We start from the raw sequence: 21,325 nt of genomic DNA on the forward strand, positions 1-21,325 counted from the left end.
AGGGCGGGTGGGGCACAGAGGTCGGTTCGGCGTTGGTCAGCCCATGTCGGCGAGCGCCTGGTAGAAGGGCTCGTACAACTCCTGCACGAGCGACTTGTCGATGGGGGCGAGATCGGCGTCGGGGTCGTCGAGGAAGTAGGGGGCGAGCACCTCGCGCATGCTCGCCAGCAGACTGGTTTCGGGGGTGTCGGTCGCCTGGAAGCCGGCTTCACGCGGGGAGAACGCGGCGTCGACGAAGACCACACGGGCCGGCACACCTCCGCGGACCAGACGGCCGATGACCTGCCAGATGACCACCAGTTGGTCCCAGGTGAACGCGGTCCTCTCGTCCTCGCGCAGACTGGACCAAGCGAGGCGCCGGGTCAGCAGACGGTTCCACTGACGGCGCGCGCGGCTGCGGAAGGCGACCGCTGCCCGGTCAGGGGTGACCGCGGCCAGCGCGGCCTGTTTGAAAGTCCCGTCGGTGTCCCTGAGCTGGCGCACCGCCCAGTCGTTGATCGCCTGAATGGCGAGAGAGATGTCGTCGGGCCTGGGGTGCGGCCGGGCCAGGAAGTACACGCTTCCGATGGCGGCCTTCCCCCCGTTGAGCACAATGTTGTGCCCGCGCTCCACGGCGAGCAGCGGGGCCACCAACAGGTCACCACCGACCGCGGGGAAGGACCGGACGTCTCCGCGGGGCAAGGTGCGCACCCCGCTGTCCTCGGGCATCCGGGTCCAGGCCGTGTCGGAGTCGGCGTCATCGGAGACGAGTTGGGTCACCCGCCCGTTCCACTCGGGGATCTGGTTGAGGTACTCAGCGGCCCGCCGGGCCTCGTCGTAGCTGCCGACGAGCAGCAGGATCCGGCGCCGCTCCGGGTCTTCGATCTCGGCGAGCTCGGTGTCGAGCATGCTGGCGGCGTCAGGCAGGCTGCGGTCGGGCACGGCGAGCTGGTGCAGCATGTGGATCAGCGCCTGCGGACGCTCTTCCGGGTCACAGCCGGACAGACGGAGGGGTTTGGGGTGGGGGCTGTCGGGCCAGTAGAGGAAGTCCTTGCGGAACTCGGTGTCGAGCACTGCGCGGATCTCGGAGTCGAGCGGGCGCAGGATCGCGCCGACCGGGGCATGGAGGTGGTATCGGCTCGACGTCCCGGCCCAACTGGTGGCGGACATCAGCAGGACGTGCGGGCCGGGGCGTCCGTCGACGGCACACAGGTCGCCCAGCCGCATGAGCAGCTCCCTGCCCACCCCGTTGCAGCGGAAGAAGCGCAGCTCCCCACTTCGGTCGCCGTCTCGCTCGCGCTCGTCGTGCCGGAACTGGAAGCCGAGCACATTGCCCATGGGTGATTCGGGAATCACGGCCTCGTAGTCCTTGGGCGGGCGGCGGGAGAGCACATTGGAGGTGACGTCCAGGTTCAGGGCTGCCTCGACCCGGGGCCACAGCGTGGTCATGAAGTCCAGCCGGCTGTGCAACGCGGCCAGCAGCAAGGTGAACTCGAACCGCCTGACCTGGAGGTCCGGCTGGTCCAGGACGCCAGAGTCCCGGTCGACGACGGCTGCGAGGGTCTCCCGCAGGCGCTCCCGGGTCCGGGCACCCTGTGGAGCATGCAGGAGTTCCAGGGCCAGGTGGACGAAGGTGTTGACCACGGATGTGATCTCGTCCTGCTCGCCGTCGGACTGGTGCTCGTGCAACGGGCCGTCTCGGAACCGGAGCAGGGCCGTGTCCAGGACACGGGCGGCAGCCGGGAGCTCCTCGCCCTTGCGCCGCGCGGGGAACCAGCTGTCGAGCAGCAGGTTGTGCAGGGTGAAGGCGCTGAAGTAGTCGACGCTGATCCACTTCCTGATTTCGGCATGCTGGACGAGCAGGGCGAAGATCCGGTCCGTCGCCGCGCTGACCGTGTTGACGGCGTTGGTCCAGTCGTCCACGTCCCGAGCGGACAGCTGAAGCCGCCCGTCGCGTGCCATCTGCTGGAACTTGTGCACGGCGACCTCGTCGAACCACGAGTTCGGCGACCGTCCCACGAGTGTGCTGGCCGGCGCGAAGGCCGTGTCGAGCTGCATCTGGACCCTGTCCGCCTCGTCGACGATGACCAGGTCGCTCAATCGGCAGGCGAGTTCGAGATAGCGCAGCTGCTCCTGGTGCTGGTGCCGGGGCACCGCGCTGTGTACGAGTCCCGCAGGGGTGGCGACCCAGACCTGGGCGTCGACCAGGTCGCGTGCGGCCCGGTGGCGTGGGCAGCGGTCCCACAGTGGGCATAGACGCCGCTGCGGAGTCGGCCGGCTCCGGCGCGGGCCAGGATCCCCGTCGAGGGACGGGTCGCCCTCGTCCTCGGCTTGCTCGGGAACCGTGTAGAGGCCGAGGCAGGGCGCCTCTCGGATGCCGAGCGGCCGCCGCGCCTCCAGTCCGCGCAGCACATCCACCGGGCAGGCGCTGCTGAGGTGGGCGAACCCGGGGTGGTCGTGTCCGAGCATGGTGGCGGCCCCCGCGGTGGCCGTCCGGCGGTGGAGGCGGCTGATGTTCCGCTCCCGGGTCGAGTGGCCGAGTACGGGTGCGGCTCTGATGCCCAGGCGGTCGAACTGCTCGACCACGGCCAGGGTCTCGGCGACGTCCCCCACGACGATAGTGACCCGGAGGCCGGGCGGCTGGCTCACTACATGGAAGGTGAGGATGTCGCGGATGGTCGACTTGCCGGCGCCGACCATACCGACCATGTGCAGCAGCCGGTCGATCCGCAGCCGGCCCTGTTCAACGAACCGCCCGAGCTCGTCGTCGCGTAGGAGCAGCCTGACGCGGCGCAGTCGCCGCGCCCAGCCGCTGCGTGGACCGTCCGGTGCGAGGGCTTCGATGGCGTCCATGGCCATGGCGGCCTTCTCCAGGACCTCCCACGTCACCTCGACGGGGGCGCCCCTTCCCGCCGTGGGAGCGTCGAGTGCGTGGGATCTGGGCAAGGTGTCCGTCAGCAGGGCCTCGGTGAACTCGACGGCGTGGATGCGGTCCTGGACACGGAAGGTGTACTCCCCGGCCGCGGCGGACGCAACCTCCTGGGTCGCGAACTCGGGTGCGCTGGTGAGCAGTTCCTCGAAGACCTGGAAGCGCTGGGCGGCTCGGGCCGGAGTGCGGCGGCGTGGCCGGCTCTCCAGGCTGTCCAGGTCGTATCCGCGAAGCTGCTGGGGCACCGACATGTATGCGGTGACCTGCTCTCTCCAGGCCCGCCCCCGCCTCAGATCCCAGAGGTAGTGCCGGGCCCGGAGGATCCGCAGGCGCTGCTCCTCGGTGTGGACATCGCCGAAGGCCTCGCTGTACGGGTAGCCGCCGAGCAGCGGCCAAGTGTCCGCGGCCGTGCGGCTGGGCATGGCGCTCTCCAGCAGGTAGAGGCCCAGCTCGACGTCGAGCAGATCTCCGGGCCGGAAGGCCCCGAGGGTCTGGGGCCAGGCCTCAGCGAGCTGCCGAGGTGAGCAGCGCCGGTGCCATCCGCTGCGGTCACGCATGCAGGCCTCCGTCGCGTGTGTGTTTCGTTCCGGACAGTTCGTCGGCGACCAGCCGCAGAAAGGTGCGGTCGTCCAGCAGGGTCACGCGTTCGGCCAGTTCCTCGGGCAGGTTGCGGCGGAACTGACGCCCGTACGCCTCGTTCTCCTGGAAGCGGTAGCGCGGTACGACGAGAAAGGCCCGCTCATAGGGTGGTTCGGTGCGGAACGGGGTGAGCGTGCGGGCGAGCAGGACGGGGTTGACCCAATCCTTGACGTCCACGGCCCAGTGGCGGCCGCCGGGCAAGGCCACCCGGAGGTCGTAGGCGTCGTAGTTGGGCCACATCTCGGCCCGGATTCCGAACTTCGCGAGCAGCGCGGACTCCAGTTCGGTCTCGGCGAGCCCCGGGCTGGTGATGAACATCCGCAAGGGGCGGCTGAGCTGGAAGACGCCTCCCCGCTCCGCCCTGAGCACCCTGCCGGGGTCACTGGCCCGCCCATCCCGGCGGCACCGGTCGAGCTCGCACCGATGTCCGCCGCGCAGCAGTGGCACCTTAAGGCAGCCGCACCGCTCGCACTGGTTGTAGACACCGTCGCGCAGGTAGGAGGCGGGGGCAGGCTCGTAGCAGCGCTTGATGACCTGCTGAAGCAGCATCCCGCATGCGGGATCGCCGCCGACGAGAGCAAGCTCGACGCCCGTCAGGACGGGCTGGGTGGTGAGCAGCTTGCGGAACGCGGTGTATGCGTGAGGCGCGTTCGCCGCGCGGCAGACCGCCAGTGCCTCCAGGATCCGGTCGTTCTCGAACAGTTCCGCTGCGGGGTCGGCCGCGCTGACCTCCCATTCCAGACAGAGCTGGTGGGGCAGCCGGGTCTCGGGGTCGACCAGCCGGGTGTCGCCGGTGCGCAGTTCCTCGGGTAGGGCAAGAGGCCACCGCCCCAGCGGGCGTTCGGCAGCCCACCGAGCCATGTCCGGCACACTCCCCGGTGGTTCCACGCCTACCCGAAGGCAGTGGAGGACCAGGCGGTTGTAGGCGTTCTGTACGTTGGCCGGATAGACCGGGTTCGGGACCGTGCGCTGCCGCGAGAGCATGAGCAGCGCGCCGGCGACCATGCGCAGCAGGTTTTCGTCCGGCGCGGCGGAAGTACGACCGGACCGTTCGGGCAGGCTCACGGTTGTCACTCGCCCCCCATCTCAGGCTCGCGTGCCAGGGTGTTGCTGGGACACCACCGGGATACCGGACACCACTGACAGTGGCGCCCAGGGCGGGCTTCGTAGGTCTCGTCCTCGCGCCACGGACCGGCGTACTTGCGCAGTACTGCCATGGCCTTCGCGAGCCGATCGGGGTCAGTGGGGTCGATGACGTATGGGTGAGAGCCGGTCGGGCGCAGGACCTCGACCTCCACACGGGAGCCTGCGGGGTCACCGCCGAGGGCGCCGCGGGCAAGCAGCACGACGGCGAGCGCGAGTTGGGGAAACTCGTCGAGAGGGTCGTCGTGGTACCAGCGCGCCTTCCGGGTGGTCTTCAGTTCGTGCCACACCCAGGAGCCGTCTTCCCGGTACAGCAGGTCGGGCTTGGCGATGACGACCGCCTGCGCGGCGGTGTCGTGTACGACCCGCAGCGGTTCCGTCTCGACCTGGTCGATGAGGGCGGTGTCGTGGAACGGGCAGGCGCTCACGTGGTGGAGCAGCATCTGCCGGCCGGTCTCGGCCTCCTCTTCGGACACCTGCCACCGGCCATGCGTCCAGTTCTCAGCCTCGGCGGGCATGTCGGCGACCGTACAGGCCGGCCACCCGCCCCGCTGGTGCAGATGCTCGATCCAGGCGTGCACTGCCTGGCCGAGCTTGGCCGCGCTGCTGTACTCGCCGTCCTTGGGCAGATGCAGCCCGCGCAGCAGCTCCTGCGCCGGGCATTCCCGGTGGTAACGCAGGTCACTGACGGACACCTTGCGCTGCGGGCGTACCTGCGAGGGCAGACCGAGCACGCCGGGGGTCCGGGGCACCGCGGCGCACCCCGTGAACTGCTTGCAGTCGATGCACGAGGAGCCAGGCACCGGGTCTCCGCCCATCACGACACGGGTGACGTGCGGGTGGCCGTGTTCGGCGTAGTAGGCCTCTGCTTCCTGGACCGTGCCGTCGAACTCCACGGTGCGCCGCCCGTCGCCCAGCCCTACTTCGACGACTCGGACACGCTCCGGTCCGCTTCCCGATCCGTACGGCTCGAATTTGTTTCTCCATTTGCGCGGCCAGGGGGCGGTGCGTCCGCGAGCCGCCACATATGCCGCGATGGCGATCTCACCGGGTGTGGAGCCTTTCGGGGTGCTGTGACGCAGCCGCCGGAACTCCCGGGTGAGCCCGTCGGCGGACTCGTATCGGCGCCACCAGGCATACATCTCCCAGGACTTGCCGTTCTCACGCTGCACCACCCAATAGGGCCGTACCGGCCGCAACTGGGCCGACATGGCAGAGCCTCCCGCGTCGGCGCCATGGCCGAGGTACGTGCGCACCGCGTGCTCGGCGTAACTACGGTGCCCGGGGTGCAGCCCGGGCGTCCGCGAGGCGAGTGCCGCGAGCGCCGCCTCGGGAGGATCACCTCCGAACTCGACCCGGTCGATGGCGTCCATGACCGGTCCGAGGGCGAAGGTCTCCAGAGCGGGCTTGGGAAGCTGCGACCGCTGGGCGGGGAAGAGGGCCGGGCGCGCCTTCGCCGCCGCGTGGGACGGGCAGGTGCGCTCTTCGTCCCCACCCGTTCCCGGTCCGATTCGCAGCAGCCCCTCATCCCCGGTCAGCCAGGCCGGCTTCTGCCACACGCCCATGAGCCCTCCCCTGCGCATCCGCCATACGTCCGTGCACATAAACCAGGAAAGCAAGGCATGTGGATATAGTCAACCAGATTCGTTGTTCACAGTCACAGGTCTCCGTGTACTTGGCTGTTCACCACCTGCCACGTAGAGTCGGGCTGAGGTGCACGCAATACGTACAGTCCCCCGCGTACGGGCAGGTCGCACCCCTCACAGGGCGGACGGCCAAGAACTTCGAGGAGGGGAGGCACCATGTCCAGCAACCACGTCGAGGTCACTTCGGCGGACATCGCCCGGATCACAGGTGTTCGCCCCACCGCCGTCAGCAACTGGCGCCGCCGCCACGAGGACTTCCCCCAACCCGTCGGCGGCACGGAACGCAGCCCACGCTTCGACCTCGGGGAGGTCGAAGCGTGGCTGCGACGGGAAGGCAAGACGCCGGAGATCCCGCCCGGCCAGCGGCTGTGGCAGGCCCTGGGCTCGGTAAGAGACGTCATGCCCCTGGACGACGCCTTGGGCATGGCAGGAACGCTCCTTCTCCATCTCCATGAACATCCGGGCACCACGGTCCCCCCGACCGCCTCCGGCTGTAGCCGACTCATGCAGGCGGCCGACCAGACACTCACCCTCTCCCGCGGCGCCCGCGCCGGTGTCACCGCCCTCCTTGCCCACTCTCCCGGGCACGAATTTGGTCCGGGCCAGATCCAGTTGCTCCGTGCCGCCGCCGACGCCGCCGACGCGGACGGTCCGGCCGCCGCGTTCGAAGAACTCTGCACCCGGTACCTATCAGGCGGCCCCAGGGCCGGTTTCAACCCGACCCCTCCGGCCCTGGCCTCCCTCATGGTCGCCCTTGCCGGCCCTACCCAAGGCACATTGCTCGATCCCGCCTGCGGCAGCGGCACGATCATGCTCGCCGCGGCCGATGCCGGTTTCACCCGCCTCCACGGCCAAGAGCAGAACCCCTCACTCGCCAGGCTCGCCGCCCTACGCCTGGCCTTCCGTGCGGCGGTGTCCGGCGGCCCGACGGTCGTGTACGACGTTCACGCCGAGGACTTCCTACGGCATCCGGCCTACCCGCGCCGCGCCTCCGCCGTCGTCGGCAATCCACCCTTCGCCGACCGCACGTGGGGCCACGAGGACCTGGCCGACTCTCCCGTGTGGGGGTACGGCGTGCCACCCCGCGGTGAATCCGAACTGGCCTGGGCCCAGCAGGCCCTGGCCCATGCGCTTCCCGGCGCCCCGGTCGTCCTGCTGATGCCTCCGGCCGCCGCGGTACGGCCCTCCGGACGCCGCATTCGCGCCGCGCTGCTACGACGAGGCGCCCTGCGCGCCGTCATCTCACTGCCGCCGGGCTTCGCCGCCCACTACAACCTGCCGCTGCAGATTTGGGTAATGCGCCGCCCAGAGGTCTCCGCCCACGACCTCGGGGAACGGGACGGCACCGGCCACCTGCTGGTGGTGGATGCCAGCGAGGTCGCCGAGCCCCTCCCCGTGGTGACGGAGATCTGGTCCGACTACCACGCAGCTCCGGAGTCCTTCGCCCCCCGCCCCGGCATGGCCCGCATGGTCCCATTGATCGAGTTGCTCCACGACGCCGATGTCACTCCCCGCCGCCATCTTCCGCAGGCCGAGCCTGGCAGGATGCCCCAGGAGGCGCTGGTCGCAGCCCGTTCGGTGTTCGAGGCCGCCGCATCTGCTCTGACGACACGCGTGCCCCCGCTGCCGCTGAGCCCGGAGCTGTCCACGGACGACCTGCCGACGGCGCGAACGGTCGCCCTCGGAGACCTGATCAAGAGCGGCGCGATCGTCCACCACCGCCCAGGGCCGCCGAGCGGCCCCGACGAGGCACCCTCCGAGCCGGGCGAAGCCCGTTACCTCCTGGTCCGGGACATCACCTCGGGCCGCCCGGCCTCCGGCATCGGACCAGCCCCGGAGGAGCCGTTGCTGTACCCGCTCATCCGGGCGGGCGACATCCTCCTCCCCATGTTGGCGCGCGAGGTCGTGGCACGGGTCGCCACCGGGGGGGACGTCGGGACGTACGCGGGCTCCGGTATTCACCATCTGCGGGTCACCGACCCCGAGCTGGTGGACCCGTGGTATCTCGCCGGGTTCTTGTCCAGCGCCGAGGGCGGCCGGCAGGCAGCCTCCGTGACAAGCACCCTCAGCACCCGCACCCGGGTTGATCCGCGCCGGGTACGGATTCCGCTGCCGCCGATCGGCCGGCAACGCGCGTACGGTCACGCCTTCCGCTCCATCGCGGAATTCACCACAGCCGTACGCGCCGTCCACGATCTTGGAATTGGTCTGGCACGTGACCTGACAGAAACCATCGCGGCAGACCTGCGCGCGTCCTTGGCCGACAACCAGCCCGCTGCGCATCGTTAGGAACCCGCGCCCGCGGACACTGTCCGCCCAACCGGGGCCCCGGTCTCGCCAAGCAATCGCTGCCGCTGGTCCGTGTCCGCCCGTGATACCTGAGTGCCTGCTGTGGGAGGGGTGTTGCCCTCCTGGCCACCATGCGCCCTGCGTCAGGCCGAGCCGGGCCGGGATGAGTAGCCCGGCCCATGCGGCACTGTGGATTGACCACGTCTCAGCGGACAATCAAGGCTGCTGAATCGTCAGAACGAGCGTCAAGAGACATGAGATGGAGTCAGCACGTTCGTTGCGGCCTCACAAAACCGCAGTCAGTGGCGTTTTCGCGAGGACCGAACAGCCATCACATGATGGACCGACAGAAACAGGTGGAAACTCCCGACGCTCCGCGACACTGCAGGTCAGGAGCCCTTTGCGGCCGGTTCAAGGATCGCCACGCACTCCACGTGGTGGGTCATCGGGAAGAGGTCGAAGACGCGGAGCGTGCGGACCTTGTAGCCGTTGTCCGCGAAGTACGCCAGGTCACGGGCCAGGGCCGCCGGGTCGCAGGCGACGTAGGCGATGCGGCGGGCCGACAGGGACGCGATGTGGCGGACCGTCTGCTTGCCGGCGCCGGCGCGCGGGGGGTCGAGGACCACGAGGTCGCACTCGGTGATGCCGGTCTTCGGGAGGGCCTGGTCCACCTTGCCCTGCTCGATCCGGACGCGGGGGAAGTCCGCCAGGTTGTGCCGGGCGTCCTCCACCGCGCGCTTGCCGGACTCGATGCCCAGCACCGCGCCCGTCTCGCCGAGCCGCTCCGCCAGCGCGCCCGCGAAGATGCCGACGCCGCAGTAGAGGTCGAGCGCCATCTCGCCCTTGCGCGGCATCAGCCCCTGCATCACGGCCTTGATCAGCGTGTCGGCGGCCTGCGGGTGGACCTGCCAGAAGCCGCCCATGCCGACGCGGTACGTACGGCCGTCCGCACGCTCGCGCACGAAGGGGCGGCCGTGGACGCGGTGCACACCGCCGTCCTTCTCCTCCACCCGCAGGACCGAGACCGGCTTGTCCAGCTCGACGAGCGGCAGCCGGCCGCCCGGACGCGGCGTCAGGACGACCTGGCGGTCGCCCGAGCCGGAGGCGGCGATCGCCTCGACCGTCTCCATCTGGGGCCAGTCCTGCTTCTCGATGCCGAGTTCCTCGACACCGACGGCCGCGATCATGCAGTGGTCGATCGGCTCGATGTCGTGCGAGCGGTGCTTGCGCAGGCCGGCGTTGCCGTCCTCGTCGATCGCGAACTGGACCCGGGTGCGCCACTGCGGGACCTGTCCGGCCGGCAGCTTGTCGCCCTCGGCCGGCATGACCGTGCCGTCCCAGCCGGCCTCCTCCGGGGTGAGCCCGGCGAGCCGCTTGAGCTGCTCGGCCACGACCTCGCCCTTGAGCCGGCGCTGCGCGCCCGGCTTGGCGTGCTGCCAGTCGCAGCCGCCGCACTTGCCGGGGCCGGCGTACGGGCACGGCGCCTCGACGCGGTCCTTGGAGGCGTCGAGGACGGTGATCGCGTCGGCACGCAGGAAGCGGGAGTCGACGTCGCCCTCCGTGACCCGGGCGACGACCTTCTCACCGGGCAGGGTGTGGCGGACGAACAGGACGCGGCCCTCGGCGGTGCGTGCGATGCAGTGGCCGCCGTGCGCGACGGGGCCGACCTCGACCTCGTACTCCTCCCCGACCAGTGACTGCTTCTCGATCTGCTCGGTCATGGTGGGGAGACTCCAAAACATAAAATGGGAACGGCCGGACGACCGACCCACCAGTTTACGTGGATCTCGTCCGGCCGTTCGCCACACCGACCGTCCCGCGGCTACTTCCCCGCCCGGTCCTTCGGCCGCGGGGTGTTCACCGGTCCGCGGCGCACGGCGCCGGGAGCGTTCCACTCCTGCCGCTTCTTCGCCCGCTTCTTCGCGAGCTCGGAGGACTCCAGCTGGTAGGGCACCGAGGTGACCATCACGCCGGGCGTGAACAGCAGCCGGCCCTTGAGGCGCAGTGCGCTCTGGTTGTGCAGCAGATGCTCGTACCAGCGGCCGACGACGTACTCCGGGATGTAGACGCTGACCGCGTCGCGCGGGTTCTCGCTGCGCAGGCCCTTGACGTACTCCACCACCGGCCGCGTGATCTCGCGGTACGGGGAGTCGAGGATCTTGAGCGGTACGTTGATGCCTCGCCGCTCCCACTCCTCCTTGAGCGCCTTGGTCTCCGCCGGGTCCACGCTGATGCTGAGCGCCTCCAGGGTGTCCGAGCGTGTCAGCTTGGCGAAGGCCAGGGCACGCAGCGTCGGCTTGTGCACCTTGGAGACCAGGACGATCGAGTGGACCCGCGAGGGCCGGACGCTGTCGTCGCTCGGCCCCTCGGCCGCCGCGATCTCGTCGGCGACCCGGTCGTAGTGCTTGCGGATGGCGGTCATCGTGCCGTAGAAGATCAGCATTCCGAGCAGGGCGACCCAGGCACCGTGGGTGAACTTGGTGGCGAGGACCACGACCAGCACGAGGCCCGTGAAGAAGGCGCCGAAGGCGTTGATCGCGCGCGAGCGGAACATCCGGCGGCGCACAGCCGGGTCCTTCTCCGCCTTCAGGTGCCGGTTCCAGTGCCGGACCATGCCGGTCTGGCTGAGGGTGAAGGAGACGAAGACACCGACGATGTAGAGCTGGATCAGCTTCGTCGAGTCCGCGCCGTAGATCCAGACCAGCAGGACGGCGGCACCCGCGAGCAGCACGATGCCGTTGGAGAAGGCGAGCCGGTCGCCGCGGGTGTGCAGCTGACGGGGCAGATAGCGGTCCTGGGCGAGGATCGAGCCCAGCAGCGGGAAGCCGTTGTAGGCCGTGTTGGCGGCCAGGAACAGGACGAGGGCGGTGGCGGCGGCGAGCACGATGAACAGGAAGCTGCCGTTGCCGAAGACGGCTTCGGCGACCTGGGAGATCACCGGGTTCTGCACGTAACCCGTACCGACTTCCGCACCGTTGTGGAGCAGGTCCGTCGCGGGCTTCTCGGCCATCCTGACGTTGGTCGCCATGGCCAGGGCGATGATGCCGCAGAACATCGTCACGGCCAGCGCGCCCATCAGCGCGAGGGTGGTCGCGGCGTTCTTGCTCTTGGGCTTGCGGAACGCGGGCACGCCGTTGCTGATCGCCTCGACGCCGGTCAGGGCGGCACAGCCGGACGAGAACGCCCGCAGCAGCAGGAAGACGAGCGCGAAGCCGGCCAGGCCCTGGTGTTCCGCCTTGATCTCGAAATCCGCGGTGGGTGCCTTCATGGTCTCGCCGAGGACGATGCCCCGCCAGGCACCCCACGCGATCATGACGAATACGCCCGCCACGAAGACATAGGTGGGAATCGCGAAGAGCCGCCCCGATTCCTTCATGCCGCGCAGATTCATCAGAGTGAGGAGCAAGATCATCCCGATCGCGCAGAGCACTTTGTGCTCGACGACGAAGGGGATGGCGGAGCCGAGGTTCTCCACTCCGGAGGCGATCGACACGGCGACGGTCAGGACGTAGTCGACCAGCAGCGCGCTCGCCACGGTGAGACCGGCCTTGGGACCGAGGTTGGTGTTCGCGACCTCGTAGTCACCGCCGCCGCTCGGGTAGGCGTGCACGTTCTGCCGGTAGGACGCGACCACCGTGAACATCAGCACCACGACCGCGAGCGCGATCCAGGGGCTGAAGTGGTACGCCGACACGCCCGCGATCGACAGGACCAGCAGGACCTCGCCGGGCGCGTACGCCACGGAGGACAGCGGGTCTGAGGCGAAGACGGGTAGGGCGATCCGCTTGGGGAGGAGCGTTTCTCCGAGGCGGTCGCTGCGGAGCGCCCGGCCGATCAGGATCCGTTTGGGCACGTCGGTCAGTTTGGACACGCCAAGGATCGTAAGCGTTCGAAAACCGGCTGACGAACCCCCCGCCCCTATTAGCGGGCAATGAAGCTCCAATGAGCCCCCGCCCGCACCCCAAATGGTCACACTGGTGACCGCCCGTGTGTAGCTTGGGCCATGGTCTGAGACCCTGTTTAGCCAGAGCATGCAATGAGGCTGGGAACCAGCGAGCCGCTGTCAGCCGGAAGGACGGCCGTGCACATCGTCATCATGGGCTGCGGAAGGGTGGGCTCCGCCCTCGCGCAGACCCTGGAACAGCAGGGTCATACGGTCGCGGTAGTCGACCAGGACCCCACCGCATTCCGTCGACTGGGGGCATCGTTCGGCGGCCGCCGCGTGACCGGGGTCGGCTTCGATCAGGACACCCTGCGGGAGGCGGGCATCGAGGAGGCGGGCGCCTTCGCCGCCGTCAGCAGCGGTGACAATTCCAACATCATCGCCGCCCGCGTGGCGCGCGAGATGTTCGGCGTCGAGAACGTCGCCGCCCGCATCTACGACCCCAAGCGCGCCGAGGTCTACCAGCGCCTGGGCATCCCCACCGTGGCGACCGTGCGGTGGACCGCCGACCAGATGCTGCGCCGGCTGCTGCCCTCGGGCGCGGAGCCGCTGTGGCGCGACCCGAGCGGTGGTGTGCAGCTCGCCGAGGTGCACACCTCGGCGAGCTGGATCGGGCACAAGGTCAGCACCCTCCAGGAGGAGACGGGCGTCCGCGTGGCGTTCCTCACCCGCCTGGGCGAGGCCATGCTGCCGACGTCGCAGACGGTCCTGCAGGAGGGCGACCTCGTCCACGTGATGATGCGCACGGACGAGATCGAGAAGGTCGAGGCGGTCTTCGCCCAGGGGCCCGAGGAGGCACACGCATGAGGGTCGCGATCGCCGGAGCCGGCGCCGTCGGCCGCTCCATCGCGGGCGAGCTGCTGGAGAACGGCCACGAGGTGCTGCTCGTCGACAAGGCGCCGACCGCCATCTCGGTCGAGCGGGTGCCGCAGGCCGAGTGGCTGCTGGCCGACGCCTGCGAGATCACCTCGCTGGACGAGGCCGCGCTCCAGCGCTGCAACGTGGTCATCGCCGCCACGGGTGACGACAAGGTCAACCTGGTCGTGTCCTTGCTCGCCAAGACCGAGTACGGGGTGCCCCGGGTCGTGGCGCGGGTCAACAACCCGAAGAACGAGTGGCTCTTCAACGAGTCCTGGGGCGTCGACGTCGCCGTCTCCACGCCGCGTCTGATGTCGGCCCTCGTCGAGGAGGCCGTCAGCGTCGGCGACCTGGTGCGGCTGCTCCGCTTCAGCCACGGCGACGCCAACCTCGTCGAGCTGACCCTGCCCGCCGACTCCTCGGTCGCCGGCACGCAGATCAGCGAGATCAGCTGGCCCGAGGACACCTCGTTGGTCACGATCATCCGGGGCAACCGGGTGCTCACCCCGCACGGCGAGGAAACCCTGGAACCGGGCGACGAGCTCCTCTTCGTGGCCGCCCAGGCCCGCGAGGAGCAGTTGGAGGAACTCCTCCGCGCCCGCCACTGAGGCCGTAGTCATGCGAAGGGGCCGCCGACCACGATGTGGTCGGCGGCCCCTTCGCCGTACGGCCGTGCCCGGGCCGCCGCGTTCGCCGTGCCCAGGCTGCGACGTTCGCCGTGCCCGGACCGCCGCGTTCACCGTGCCCAGGCTGCGACGTTCGCCGTGCTCGGCGCCGCGTTCGCCGTCGTCAGGCCCCTCGTTCCCGCGCCGCGGCCTTCGCCGCCTTCTCGGCGGCCTCCTCGGCCTCGTACTCGGCGATGACGTCGATCGGCGGCGGCGCCTTCGCCAGGAACACCCAGGTGAAGTACACCGCGAGCACCATCGGCGGCAGCTTGAGCGTGATCAGTACCCAGCCGAGCTGGGTCGCGTCCCCCCACCAGTACAGCGGGAAGAGGATCGCGTACTTGGCGAGGAAGATGATCCCCCACGCCAGGCTGGCCTTGGTGTACGCCTTCTTGCGCCCGGGGTTGCGCGTGCGCCAGGACAGGTTCTCCTTGAACACCGGCCCCAGGATCACCCCGAGCAGCGGGAAGCCGATCAGCGCCGAGAGCGTGAAGGCCACCCCCAGCCCCGCCCCGTAGATCATTCCGGGCAGGTAGAACCCCTTGGCGGTGCCCGTGAAGAGGGCGAAGGCCACGCCGACGCCGACGCCGAACACGCCGCTGAACGCGTGCTTGACGGTGTCCTTGCGCAGCAGCCGCACGATCACCAGGGCGACCGCGACGACGGCCGCCGCGATGGCGGACATCATCACGTTCTTGTTGATCGTGTAGATCATCACGAAGAGCAGGCCCGGGAGCATCGTCTCCACGGTGCCCCGGATGCCTCCGAACGCGTCGAAGAGCGCGGCCTGTGTCGCGGCCTTCCGGTCGTCGGCAGGGTCCGGGGCGGGGATGTTCGGTTTGTCGAGTGACGTCACCGGTTACTGCTCCTGTCCGAGCGGTCGGAGTTCGTACTTCGGGTTGAAGAGGACCCGGCGCCCATGACTCATCGCGATCCGCCCGGAGGCGATCATGCGCCGCCCGGGCTCGATTCCCACGATCGAGCGACGCCCGAGCCACACCACGTCCAGCGCGGCGGAGCCGTCGAACAGCTCCGCCTCCAGGGCGGGGACTCCGGCCCGCGGACGCAGGGTGACGGTCCGTAGCGTACCGGTCACCTTGACTATCTCGCGGTCGTAGGAGTCGCAGATCCGCGTGCACCCCGCGGCTTCTGCGTCCTCCTGCAGCTCCGCCGAATGCAGATCCTCCTGGGAGGTGGAAAGACGCTCTATCATCCGGCGGAACCGGCCCGCCGGCCTGGCCGGTTTCGCGGGCTTCTCGGGACGCGGTTCAGCACTCATACAGGAAGCGTACCGGCGTGCCCGCTACCTCTCGAAGCGGTATCCCATGCCCGGTTCGGTGATGAAGTGCCGCGGGTGCGAGGGGTCGGCCTCCAGCTTGCGGCGCAGCTGCGCCATGTAGACCCGCAGGTAGTTGGTCTCCGTCCCGTACGAGGGGCCCCAGACCTCCCGGAGGAGCTGCTTCTGGCTGACCAGCTTGCCGCCGTTGCGGACCAGGACCTCCAGCAGGTGCCACTCGGTGGGGGTCAGGCGTACGTCGCGTCCCTCGCGCACGGCCTTCTTGGCGGCCAGGTCGACGCTGAAGCCCTCGGTCTCCACGACCACCTCGTCCTCGCCGGCGCCGACGGGCGGTTCGGCCCGGCGGACGGCGGCGCGCAGCCGGGCCAGCAGCTCGTCCATGCCGAACGGTTTGGTGACGTAGTCGTCGGCGCCCGCGTCCAGTGCCTCGACCTTCTCGTCGGAGCTGTGGCGGGCGGAGAGCACCAGGATCGGGACCCGGGTCCAGCCACGCAGTCCCTTGATCACCTCAACGCCGTCCATGTCGGGCAGGCCCAGGTCGAGGACGATCACGTCGGGGTGGCGGGCGGCGGCGAGCTCCAGGGCCCCCGCGCCGTCGGCCGCGGCGTCGACCTCGTACTTGCGTGCCTTCAGGTTGATCACGAGGGCTCGGACGATCTGCGGCTCGTCGTCCACCACGAGCACTCGGGTCATCGAGGGCCTGCCTTCTGTCGTACGGAGGGAACGTCGAACGGATCAACAGGTCGATCCGCGTCATGGATCCGGTCCACGCGGTCGATGTGACCGGGCGCCGGTGCGGTTGCGCGAGCCGCCCCTAGCGTCAGCACCATCGTGAGCCCGCCTCCCGGCGTGTCCTCGGCGGTCAGGGTCCCCGCCATCGCCTCGGCGAAGCCGCGGGCCACCGCGAGCCCGAGCCCGACCCCGGCGCCGCGCGGCGCGTCGCCGTGCCGCTGGAACGGGGCGAAGATCCGGTCCTTGGCCTCGTCCGGCACCCCCGGCCCGCGGTCCACGACCCGTACCTCGACCCGGTCGCCGAGGAAACTCGCCGCGACCAGCACCGGCTGCCCCGGCGGGCTGTACTTGACGGCGTTCTCCACCACGTTCGCCACGGACCGCTCCAACAGCCCCGGGTCCACCGCCACCATCGGCAGCGTCTCGGGGACGTCCAGCACCACGCTGTCCTCGGGTACGCCGCCCAGCGCCATCGGGACCACCTCGTCGAGGTCGATCTCCCGGATCAGCGGGGTGACGGTGCCGGTCTGGAGCCGGGACATGTCCAGCAGGTTCCCCACGAGGTGGTCGAGCCGGTCGGCGCCGTGCTCGATCCCTTCGAGCAGCTCGGCCCGGTCCTGCGGCGACCACTCCACGTCCTCGGAGCGCAGCGAGGACACGGACGCCTTGATGGAGGCCAGAGGGGTGCGCAGGTCGTGGCTGACGGCGGCGAGCAGCGCGGTCCTGATCCGGTTGCCCTCCGCCATCCGACGGGCCTCCTCGGCCTCCCCGACCAGCCGCTGCCGGTCCAGCACGACGGCGGCCTGCGCGGCGAAGGCGCCCAGCACCCGGCGGTCCTCGGCGGGCAGCACCCGCCCGGACAGGGCCAGCGCCATGTGGTCGCCGATCGGCATGTCCACGTCGGCGTCCTCGGGCCGTGCGGCGGGGCTCGGGCCGACGCTGCCGGCCGGCTTCCAGGGCTCCACCTCGCCCGCGCGCTCCAACAGGGCCACCGACTCCATGGCGAAGGTCTCCCGCACCCGCTCCAGCAGCGCGTCCAGGGTGGTCTCCCCGCGCAGCACGCTGCCCGCGAGGAAGGACAGGATCTCGGATTCGGCGCGCAGCCGGGCGGCCTGCTGGGTGCGCCGGGCGGCCGAGTCCACGACGGAGGCGACGGCCACCGCCACCCCGAAGAAGACCGAGATGGCGACGATGTTCTTGGGGTCGGAGATCGTGAAGCGGTGCAGCGGCGGCGCGAAGTAGTAGTTCAACAGCAGCGAGCCGAAGGCCGCCGAGGCGAGGGCGGGCACGAGGCCGCCCAGCAGGGCCGCGGCCACGGTCAGGGCGAGGAACAGCAGCATGTCGTTGGCCAGGCCCGGATCGCCGTTCACGTGCGTGAGCAGCACCGCGAGCAGGGCGGGGAACACCACGCCGACCACCCAGCCGGCGACGATACGGGTCCTGCCGAGCCGGGCGGCGGAGCGGACCACGGGCAGCCCGCGCCCCTTGGCCACCTCCTCGTGGGTGACGATGTGCACGTCCAGGTCGGGTCCTGAGTCGCGGGCCACACTGGCGCCCACGCCCGGCCCGAACACGTACTGCCACGCCTTGCGGCGGCTGGAGCCGAGCACGATCTGGGTGGCGTTGACCCCCCGGGCGAACTCCAGCAGGGCCTCGGGGATGTTGTCACCGATGACATGGTGAAACGTTCCGCCGAGGTCTTCCGCCAGCGTCCGCTGGACGGCGAGCTCCTTGGGCGAGGCCGAGGTCAGCCCGTCGCTGCGCGCGATGTAGACGGCCAGTACCTCGCCGCCCGCGCCCTTCTCGGCGAGGCGAGCGGCGCGCCGGATCAGGGTGCGCCCCTCGGGGCCGCCGGTGAGGCCGACGACGATCCGCTCGCGGGCCTGCCAGGTGGAGCGGATGTCGTGTTCGCCCCGGTACTGCCGCAGGTACTCGTCGGCCCGGTCGGCGACCCAGAGCAGGGCCAGCTCCCGCAGCGCGGTGAGGTTGCCGGGTCGGAAGTAGTTGGACAGGGCCGCGTCGACCTTGTCGGGCTTGTATATGTTCCCGTGGGCCATCCGGCGGCGCAGCGCCTGGGGCGACATGTCGACCAGCTCGATCTGCTCGGCCCGCCGCACCACCTCGTCCGGTACCGTCTCGCGCTGCCGGACCCCCGTGATGGCTTCGACGACGTCGCCGAGGGACTCCAGGTGCTGGATGTTCACGGTCGATACGACGTCGATGCCGGCCCGGAGCAGTTCCTCGACGTCCTGCCAGCGCTTGGCGTTGCGCGAGCCGGGGACGTTCGTGTGTGCCAGCTCGTCCACCAGGGCCACCGCGGGCCGCCGGGCCAGGAGCGCGTCCACGTCCATCTCGGTGAAGGCGGCGTCCCGGTAGGAGAGCTCCCGCCGCGGCACCTGTTCCAGCCCGTGGAGCATCACCTCGGTCCGCGGCCGGCCGTGGTGCTCGACGAAGCCGACGACGCAGTCGCCGCCGCGTTCGACCCGGCGGTGCCCTTCCGAGAGCATGGCGTACGTCTTGCCCACACCGGGTGCCGCGCCGAGGTATATCCGTAGCTTGCCGCGTCCCATGCGCCCATTCTCGGGGACGTTCCCACCGGCGACCGCCCGATGGACGGCCGGGCGCCGATCCCTGACGCATCCCTGACGCGCCGGCCGCACCCGGCCTCGGGTTCCGGAAAAGGCCGGTGGGCCGTACCCGCGAGGGGGTACGGCCCACCGGCCCGAAACGGGAGAGGAGCGGAGGAGCGGAGGTCAGCGGACCTCGGTGATCTCCGGCCCGCGCTCCAACTGGCCCATGTCGCCGCCGAAGCGGGAGCCCTCGGCCTCACCGGACGCCGGCTGCTGCACGCCGTCCGGCACCATCTGGGCGTCGTTCGGGAGCTTCAGCACGATCGGGTCGCGGGGCGCCATCGGGCCCTCGCCACGAACGACGACCGTGTCCCGGAAGATCTGCTCCAGCACACCGCCCGACTCGGGGCGCACCGCCGCCTGGCCGGAGATGACACCGCGCAGGAACCAGCGCGGGCCGTCGACGCCGACGAACCGAACCAGTTGGGCGCCGGTCTGCCCGTCGGGCAGCGGTACGGGCACCTGCGCGCGCAGCTCCCAGCCGAGGGGGCCTTCGACCTCGTCGATGATGCCGCCCTGCTGGGTGATGCCCGTGGCGATCTCGTCGCGGACCTCGCCCCAGATGCCTTCCTTCTTGGGCGCCGCGAAAGCCTGCAGCTGTACGGCGCTGTCGCCGAGGACGACGGTCGCGGCAACGATCGCGTCACCGGCGACCTCGACCCGCAGCTCCATGCCCTCGACCCCGGGTACGAGGATGCCGCCCAGGTCGACCCGGCCGTCTTCCGGCTTGCCGGGCACCTCGGAGACGTCCCACGGGCCGTCGGGCCGCGGCGCCGGCGGCAGGTTCACTCGGCGGGGCGTGGGGTCGTCGAGCCGGTCGGCGTCGTTCTGCTCCTCGCCGCTCTCGTTCCCGACGACCTGCTCGGCCGCGCCGCCGTCCTTGACGGAGTCGTTCTTCTTGCGACGTCCGAACACGTCACTGTCCTTCCCGGTCGGTTACGACCGAAGCGTAGCCATTCCCACCCTGCTGACCAGCTCCGGATCCGGCCACGGCCGCATGACCGCCGGTGGAGCCGAAACCCCCCTCGGCCCTGGCCGAGCCGGGAAGTTCCGCCACCTCGTGGAAGCGCACCTTCTCGACCCGCTGGACAACCAGCTGGGCAATGCGGTCGAAACGCTCGAACCTGACGCTCTCGCGCGGGTCGAGATTGACCACGATCACCTTGATTTCCCCACGGTACCCGGCATCCACCGTCCCCGGGGCATTCACGAGCGCGAGCCCGCAGCGCGCGGCCAGGCCCGAGCGGGGGTGCACGAAGGCGGCGTACCCGTCGGGCAGGGCGATGGAGACGCCGGTGGGCAGTACGGTCCGCTCACCGGGGGCCAGCTCGGCGGCCTCGGTGGTCACGAGGTCGCAGCCCGCGTCGCCGGGGTGTCCGTAGGAGGGCAGCGGCACCTCGGGGTCGACGCGGCGGATCAGCACGTCGACGGGGGCGTGGTCGTTGTGAGACATCAGGGGTTCACCTCGAAGGCGCGCGAGCGCCTGACCTGGTCCGGGTCGGCCATCGCCGCCCGGATCTCCTCGGGCCGTCCGTTGTCGATGAAGTGGTCGACCTTCACCTCGATGAAGAGGGCGTCGGCGCGCACGGCGACGGGCCCCTCCGGGCCTCCTATTCGGCCGACCGCCGTGGAGTAGATCTTCCGCCCGGCGACGGCGGTGACCTCGGCCTCCAGGTACAGCACGGTCCCCAGGGGGACCGGTCGTACGAAGTCGGTCTCCAGCCGCCCGGTCACCGCGATGACGCGCAGCAGCCAGTTCAGGGAACCGAGCGTCTCGTCGAGGGCGGTGGCCAGTACGCCGCCGTGCGCGAGACCGGGCGCGCCCTGGTGGGCGGGCTTGACGGTGAACTCGGCGGTGACCCGCACGCCCTCGCCGGCCCGGGCCTCCAGGTGGAGCCCGTGCGACTGTCCCCCGCCGCAGCCGAAGCAGTGCTCGTAGTGCGCGCCGAGTAGTTCGCCCGGGGCGGGCGCCTCGGGGTGCCGGACCGGCGCCGTGGCGTCGGCCGGGGGCGTCAACGCTGTGTTTCGTCCACTCACAGCCGCTGACCTTACCCGCGCGGCTACCCGCCGGTCGCCTCGTGGCAGGCTTGTGGGCATGCAGCTCTCCCCCGCGCACCACGACGAACGCCTGACCGCCCCCCGCTCCTGGTGGGCGATCGCCGCACTGACCGGCCTGGCGTGCGCCCTGGTGATGCTTCCGCTGGGCACGCTGCCGCTGCTGGCCGGGCTGGTCGGGGGCACGGCCCTGACGGGGATGCTGGTGAGTTCGTACGGTTCCGCGCGCGTGCGCGTCGTGAACGGCGCGCTGGCGGCGGGCGAGGCCCGGATCCCGGTGACGGCCCTGGGTGAACCGGTGGTCCTGGACGCCGAGGAGGCGCGGGCCTGGCGTACGTACAAGGCCGACACCCGTGCGTTCATGCTACTGCGCAGCTATGTCCCGACGGCCGTCCGCGTCGAGGTCACCGACCCGGCGGACCCGACCCCCTACGTGTACGTCTCCACCCGCGAGCCGGAGGCCCTGGCGGCGGCGATCCGCTCGGCGCGTACCGAGGCGGAGTAGCCCGCGCCGGGACCG

16 protein-coding genes are annotated in these 21,325 nt (G+C 70.5%); 4 read left to right on the forward strand and 12 right to left on the reverse strand.

The genetic code is table 11. From position 1 onward, the window contains the following. Positions 1-36 precede the first annotated feature (36 nt). Genes ABZ934_RS04975 through ABZ934_RS04985 form a run of 3 tightly spaced genes read right to left on the reverse strand, consistent with a single transcriptional unit; the run spans position 37 to position 6,255 of the window. Positions 37-3,465, reverse strand: coding sequence for a signal recognition particle (locus ABZ934_RS04975; protein WP_361308538.1), 3,429 nt, complete (start codon positions 3,463-3,465; stop codon positions 37-39). Continuing rightward, positions 3,458-4,621, reverse strand: a complete 1,164-nt coding sequence (locus ABZ934_RS04980; protein ID WP_361308540.1) for a hypothetical protein — start codon at positions 4,619-4,621, stop codon at positions 3,458-3,460. The genes ABZ934_RS04975 and ABZ934_RS04980 overlap by 8 nt, the downstream gene beginning before the upstream one ends. Continuing rightward, positions 4,618-6,255 carry a PD-(D/E)XK nuclease family protein gene (locus ABZ934_RS04985; protein ID WP_361308542.1) on the reverse strand — a complete coding sequence of 546 codons (1,638 nt, stop codon included), beginning with the start codon at positions 6,253-6,255 and terminating at the stop codon, positions 4,618-4,620. Before ABZ934_RS04985 ends, ABZ934_RS04980 begins: the two co-directional genes overlap by 4 nt. A gap of 237 nt (positions 6,256-6,492) precedes the next feature. Between ABZ934_RS04985 and ABZ934_RS04990 the strand changes: the two genes are divergently transcribed. Next, the gene (locus tag ABZ934_RS04990; RefSeq protein ID WP_361308543.1) at positions 6,493-8,625 is read left to right on the forward strand and encodes an N-6 DNA methylase; all 2,133 of its coding nucleotides are present in this window, start codon (positions 6,493-6,495) and stop codon (positions 8,623-8,625) included. A gap of 389 nt (positions 8,626-9,014) precedes the next feature. On the opposite strand, the gene ABZ934_RS04995 is transcribed toward ABZ934_RS04990, so the two are convergent. Together ABZ934_RS04995 and ABZ934_RS05000 are read right to left on the reverse strand one after the other, a co-directional pair. After that, positions 9,015-10,346: a TRAM domain-containing protein gene (locus ABZ934_RS04995; protein WP_361308545.1), complete on the reverse strand. Its 1,332-nt coding sequence runs from the start codon at positions 10,344-10,346 to the stop codon at positions 9,015-9,017. A gap of 101 nt (positions 10,347-10,447) precedes the next feature. Then, entirely contained in the window at positions 10,448-12,496 is a 2,049-nt protein-coding gene (locus tag ABZ934_RS05000; RefSeq protein ID WP_361308547.1) for an APC family permease, read from the reverse strand. Positions 12,497-12,706: 210 nt separating this feature from the next. On the opposite strand from ABZ934_RS05000, the gene ABZ934_RS05005 reads away from it, so the two are divergent. Together ABZ934_RS05005 and ABZ934_RS05010 are read left to right on the forward strand one after the other, a co-directional pair. Continuing rightward, positions 12,707-13,375, forward strand: coding sequence for a TrkA family potassium uptake protein (locus ABZ934_RS05005; RefSeq protein WP_136212609.1), 669 nt, complete (start codon positions 12,707-12,709; stop codon positions 13,373-13,375). Beyond that, the gene (locus tag ABZ934_RS05010) at positions 13,372-14,034 is read left to right on the forward strand and encodes a TrkA family potassium uptake protein (protein WP_361308548.1); all 663 of its coding nucleotides are present in this window, start codon (positions 13,372-13,374) and stop codon (positions 14,032-14,034) included. The genes ABZ934_RS05005 and ABZ934_RS05010 overlap by 4 nt, the downstream gene beginning before the upstream one ends. A 181-nt stretch (positions 14,035-14,215) precedes the next feature. On the opposite strand, the gene ABZ934_RS05015 is transcribed toward ABZ934_RS05010, so the two are convergent. From ABZ934_RS05015 to ABZ934_RS05045, 7 genes are all read right to left on the reverse strand, one after another. Continuing rightward, positions 14,216-14,947, reverse strand: a complete 732-nt coding sequence (locus ABZ934_RS05015; protein ID WP_361308549.1) for a DUF3159 domain-containing protein — start codon at positions 14,945-14,947, stop codon at positions 14,216-14,218. 3 nt (positions 14,948-14,950) lie between these two features. Next, positions 14,951-15,370: an OB-fold nucleic acid binding domain-containing protein gene (locus tag ABZ934_RS05020; protein ID WP_136212606.1), complete on the reverse strand. Its 420-nt coding sequence runs from the start codon at positions 15,368-15,370 to the stop codon at positions 14,951-14,953. 24 nt (positions 15,371-15,394) lie between these two features. After that, entirely contained in the window at positions 15,395-16,081 is a 687-nt protein-coding gene (locus ABZ934_RS05025; protein WP_361308550.1) for a response regulator, read from the reverse strand. Beyond that, positions 16,078-18,690 (reverse strand): sensor histidine kinase KdpD, encoded by a 2,613-nt coding sequence (locus ABZ934_RS05030; protein ID WP_361308551.1) that lies wholly within the window; start codon positions 18,688-18,690, stop codon positions 16,078-16,080. The genes ABZ934_RS05025 and ABZ934_RS05030 overlap by 4 nt, the downstream gene beginning before the upstream one ends. Positions 18,691-18,873: 183 nt before the next feature. Beyond that, on the reverse strand, positions 18,874-19,665 hold the full coding sequence (locus ABZ934_RS05035; RefSeq protein ID WP_361308553.1) for a DUF3710 domain-containing protein: 792 nt from the start codon (positions 19,663-19,665) through the stop codon (positions 18,874-18,876). 1 nt (position 19,666) lies between these two features. Continuing rightward, positions 19,667-20,203 (reverse strand): dUTP diphosphatase, encoded by a 537-nt coding sequence (gene dut, locus ABZ934_RS05040; protein WP_361308555.1) that lies wholly within the window; start codon positions 20,201-20,203, stop codon positions 19,667-19,669. Further along, entirely contained in the window at positions 20,203-20,787 is a 585-nt protein-coding gene (locus ABZ934_RS05045) for a PaaI family thioesterase (protein ID WP_361308556.1), read from the reverse strand. Before ABZ934_RS05045 ends, dut begins: the two co-directional genes overlap by 1 nt. A gap of 58 nt (positions 20,788-20,845) precedes the next feature. Here ABZ934_RS05045 and ABZ934_RS05050 point away from each other — a divergent pair, with 58 nt between their 5' ends. Continuing rightward, complete coding sequence (locus ABZ934_RS05050; protein WP_361308558.1) at positions 20,846-21,310, forward strand: DUF3093 domain-containing protein; 465 nt, start codon at positions 20,846-20,848, stop codon at positions 21,308-21,310. Positions 21,311-21,325 lie beyond the last annotated feature (15 nt).

Source organism: Streptomyces sp. NPDC046557 (assembly GCF_040645975.1).
GTDB lineage: Bacteria > Actinomycetota > Actinomycetes > Streptomycetales > Streptomycetaceae > Streptomyces.

Excerpts from the sequence above, each read along its gene's own strand:
- ABZ934_RS05020 (WP_136212606.1), bottom strand. The coding sequence starts at position 15,370 with ATGAGTGCTGAACCGCGTCCCGAGAAGCCCGCGAAACCGGCCAGGCCG.
- ABZ934_RS04990 (WP_361308543.1), top strand. The coding sequence starts at position 6,493 with ATGTCCAGCAACCACGTCGAGGTCACTTCGGCGGACATCGCCCGGATC.
- ABZ934_RS05050 (WP_361308558.1), top strand. The coding sequence starts at position 20,846 with ATGCAGCTCTCCCCCGCGCACCACGACGAACGCCTGACCGCCCCCCGC.
- dut (WP_361308555.1), bottom strand. The coding sequence starts at position 20,203 with ATGTCTCACAACGACCACGCCCCCGTCGACGTGCTGATCCGCCGCGTC.
- ABZ934_RS04975 (WP_361308538.1), bottom strand. The coding sequence starts at position 3,465 with ATGCGTGACCGCAGCGGATGGCACCGGCGCTGCTCACCTCGGCAGCTC.
- ABZ934_RS05030 (WP_361308551.1), bottom strand. The coding sequence starts at position 18,690 with ATGGGACGCGGCAAGCTACGGATATACCTCGGCGCGGCACCCGGTGTG.
- ABZ934_RS04985 (WP_361308542.1), bottom strand. The coding sequence starts at position 6,255 with ATGGGCGTGTGGCAGAAGCCGGCCTGGCTGACCGGGGATGAGGGGCTG.
- ABZ934_RS04995 (WP_361308545.1), bottom strand. The coding sequence starts at position 10,346 with ATGACCGAGCAGATCGAGAAGCAGTCACTGGTCGGGGAGGAGTACGAG.
- ABZ934_RS05010 (WP_361308548.1), top strand. The coding sequence starts at position 13,372 with ATGAGGGTCGCGATCGCCGGAGCCGGCGCCGTCGGCCGCTCCATCGCG.
- ABZ934_RS05025 (WP_361308550.1), bottom strand. The coding sequence starts at position 16,081 with ATGACCCGAGTGCTCGTGGTGGACGACGAGCCGCAGATCGTCCGAGCC.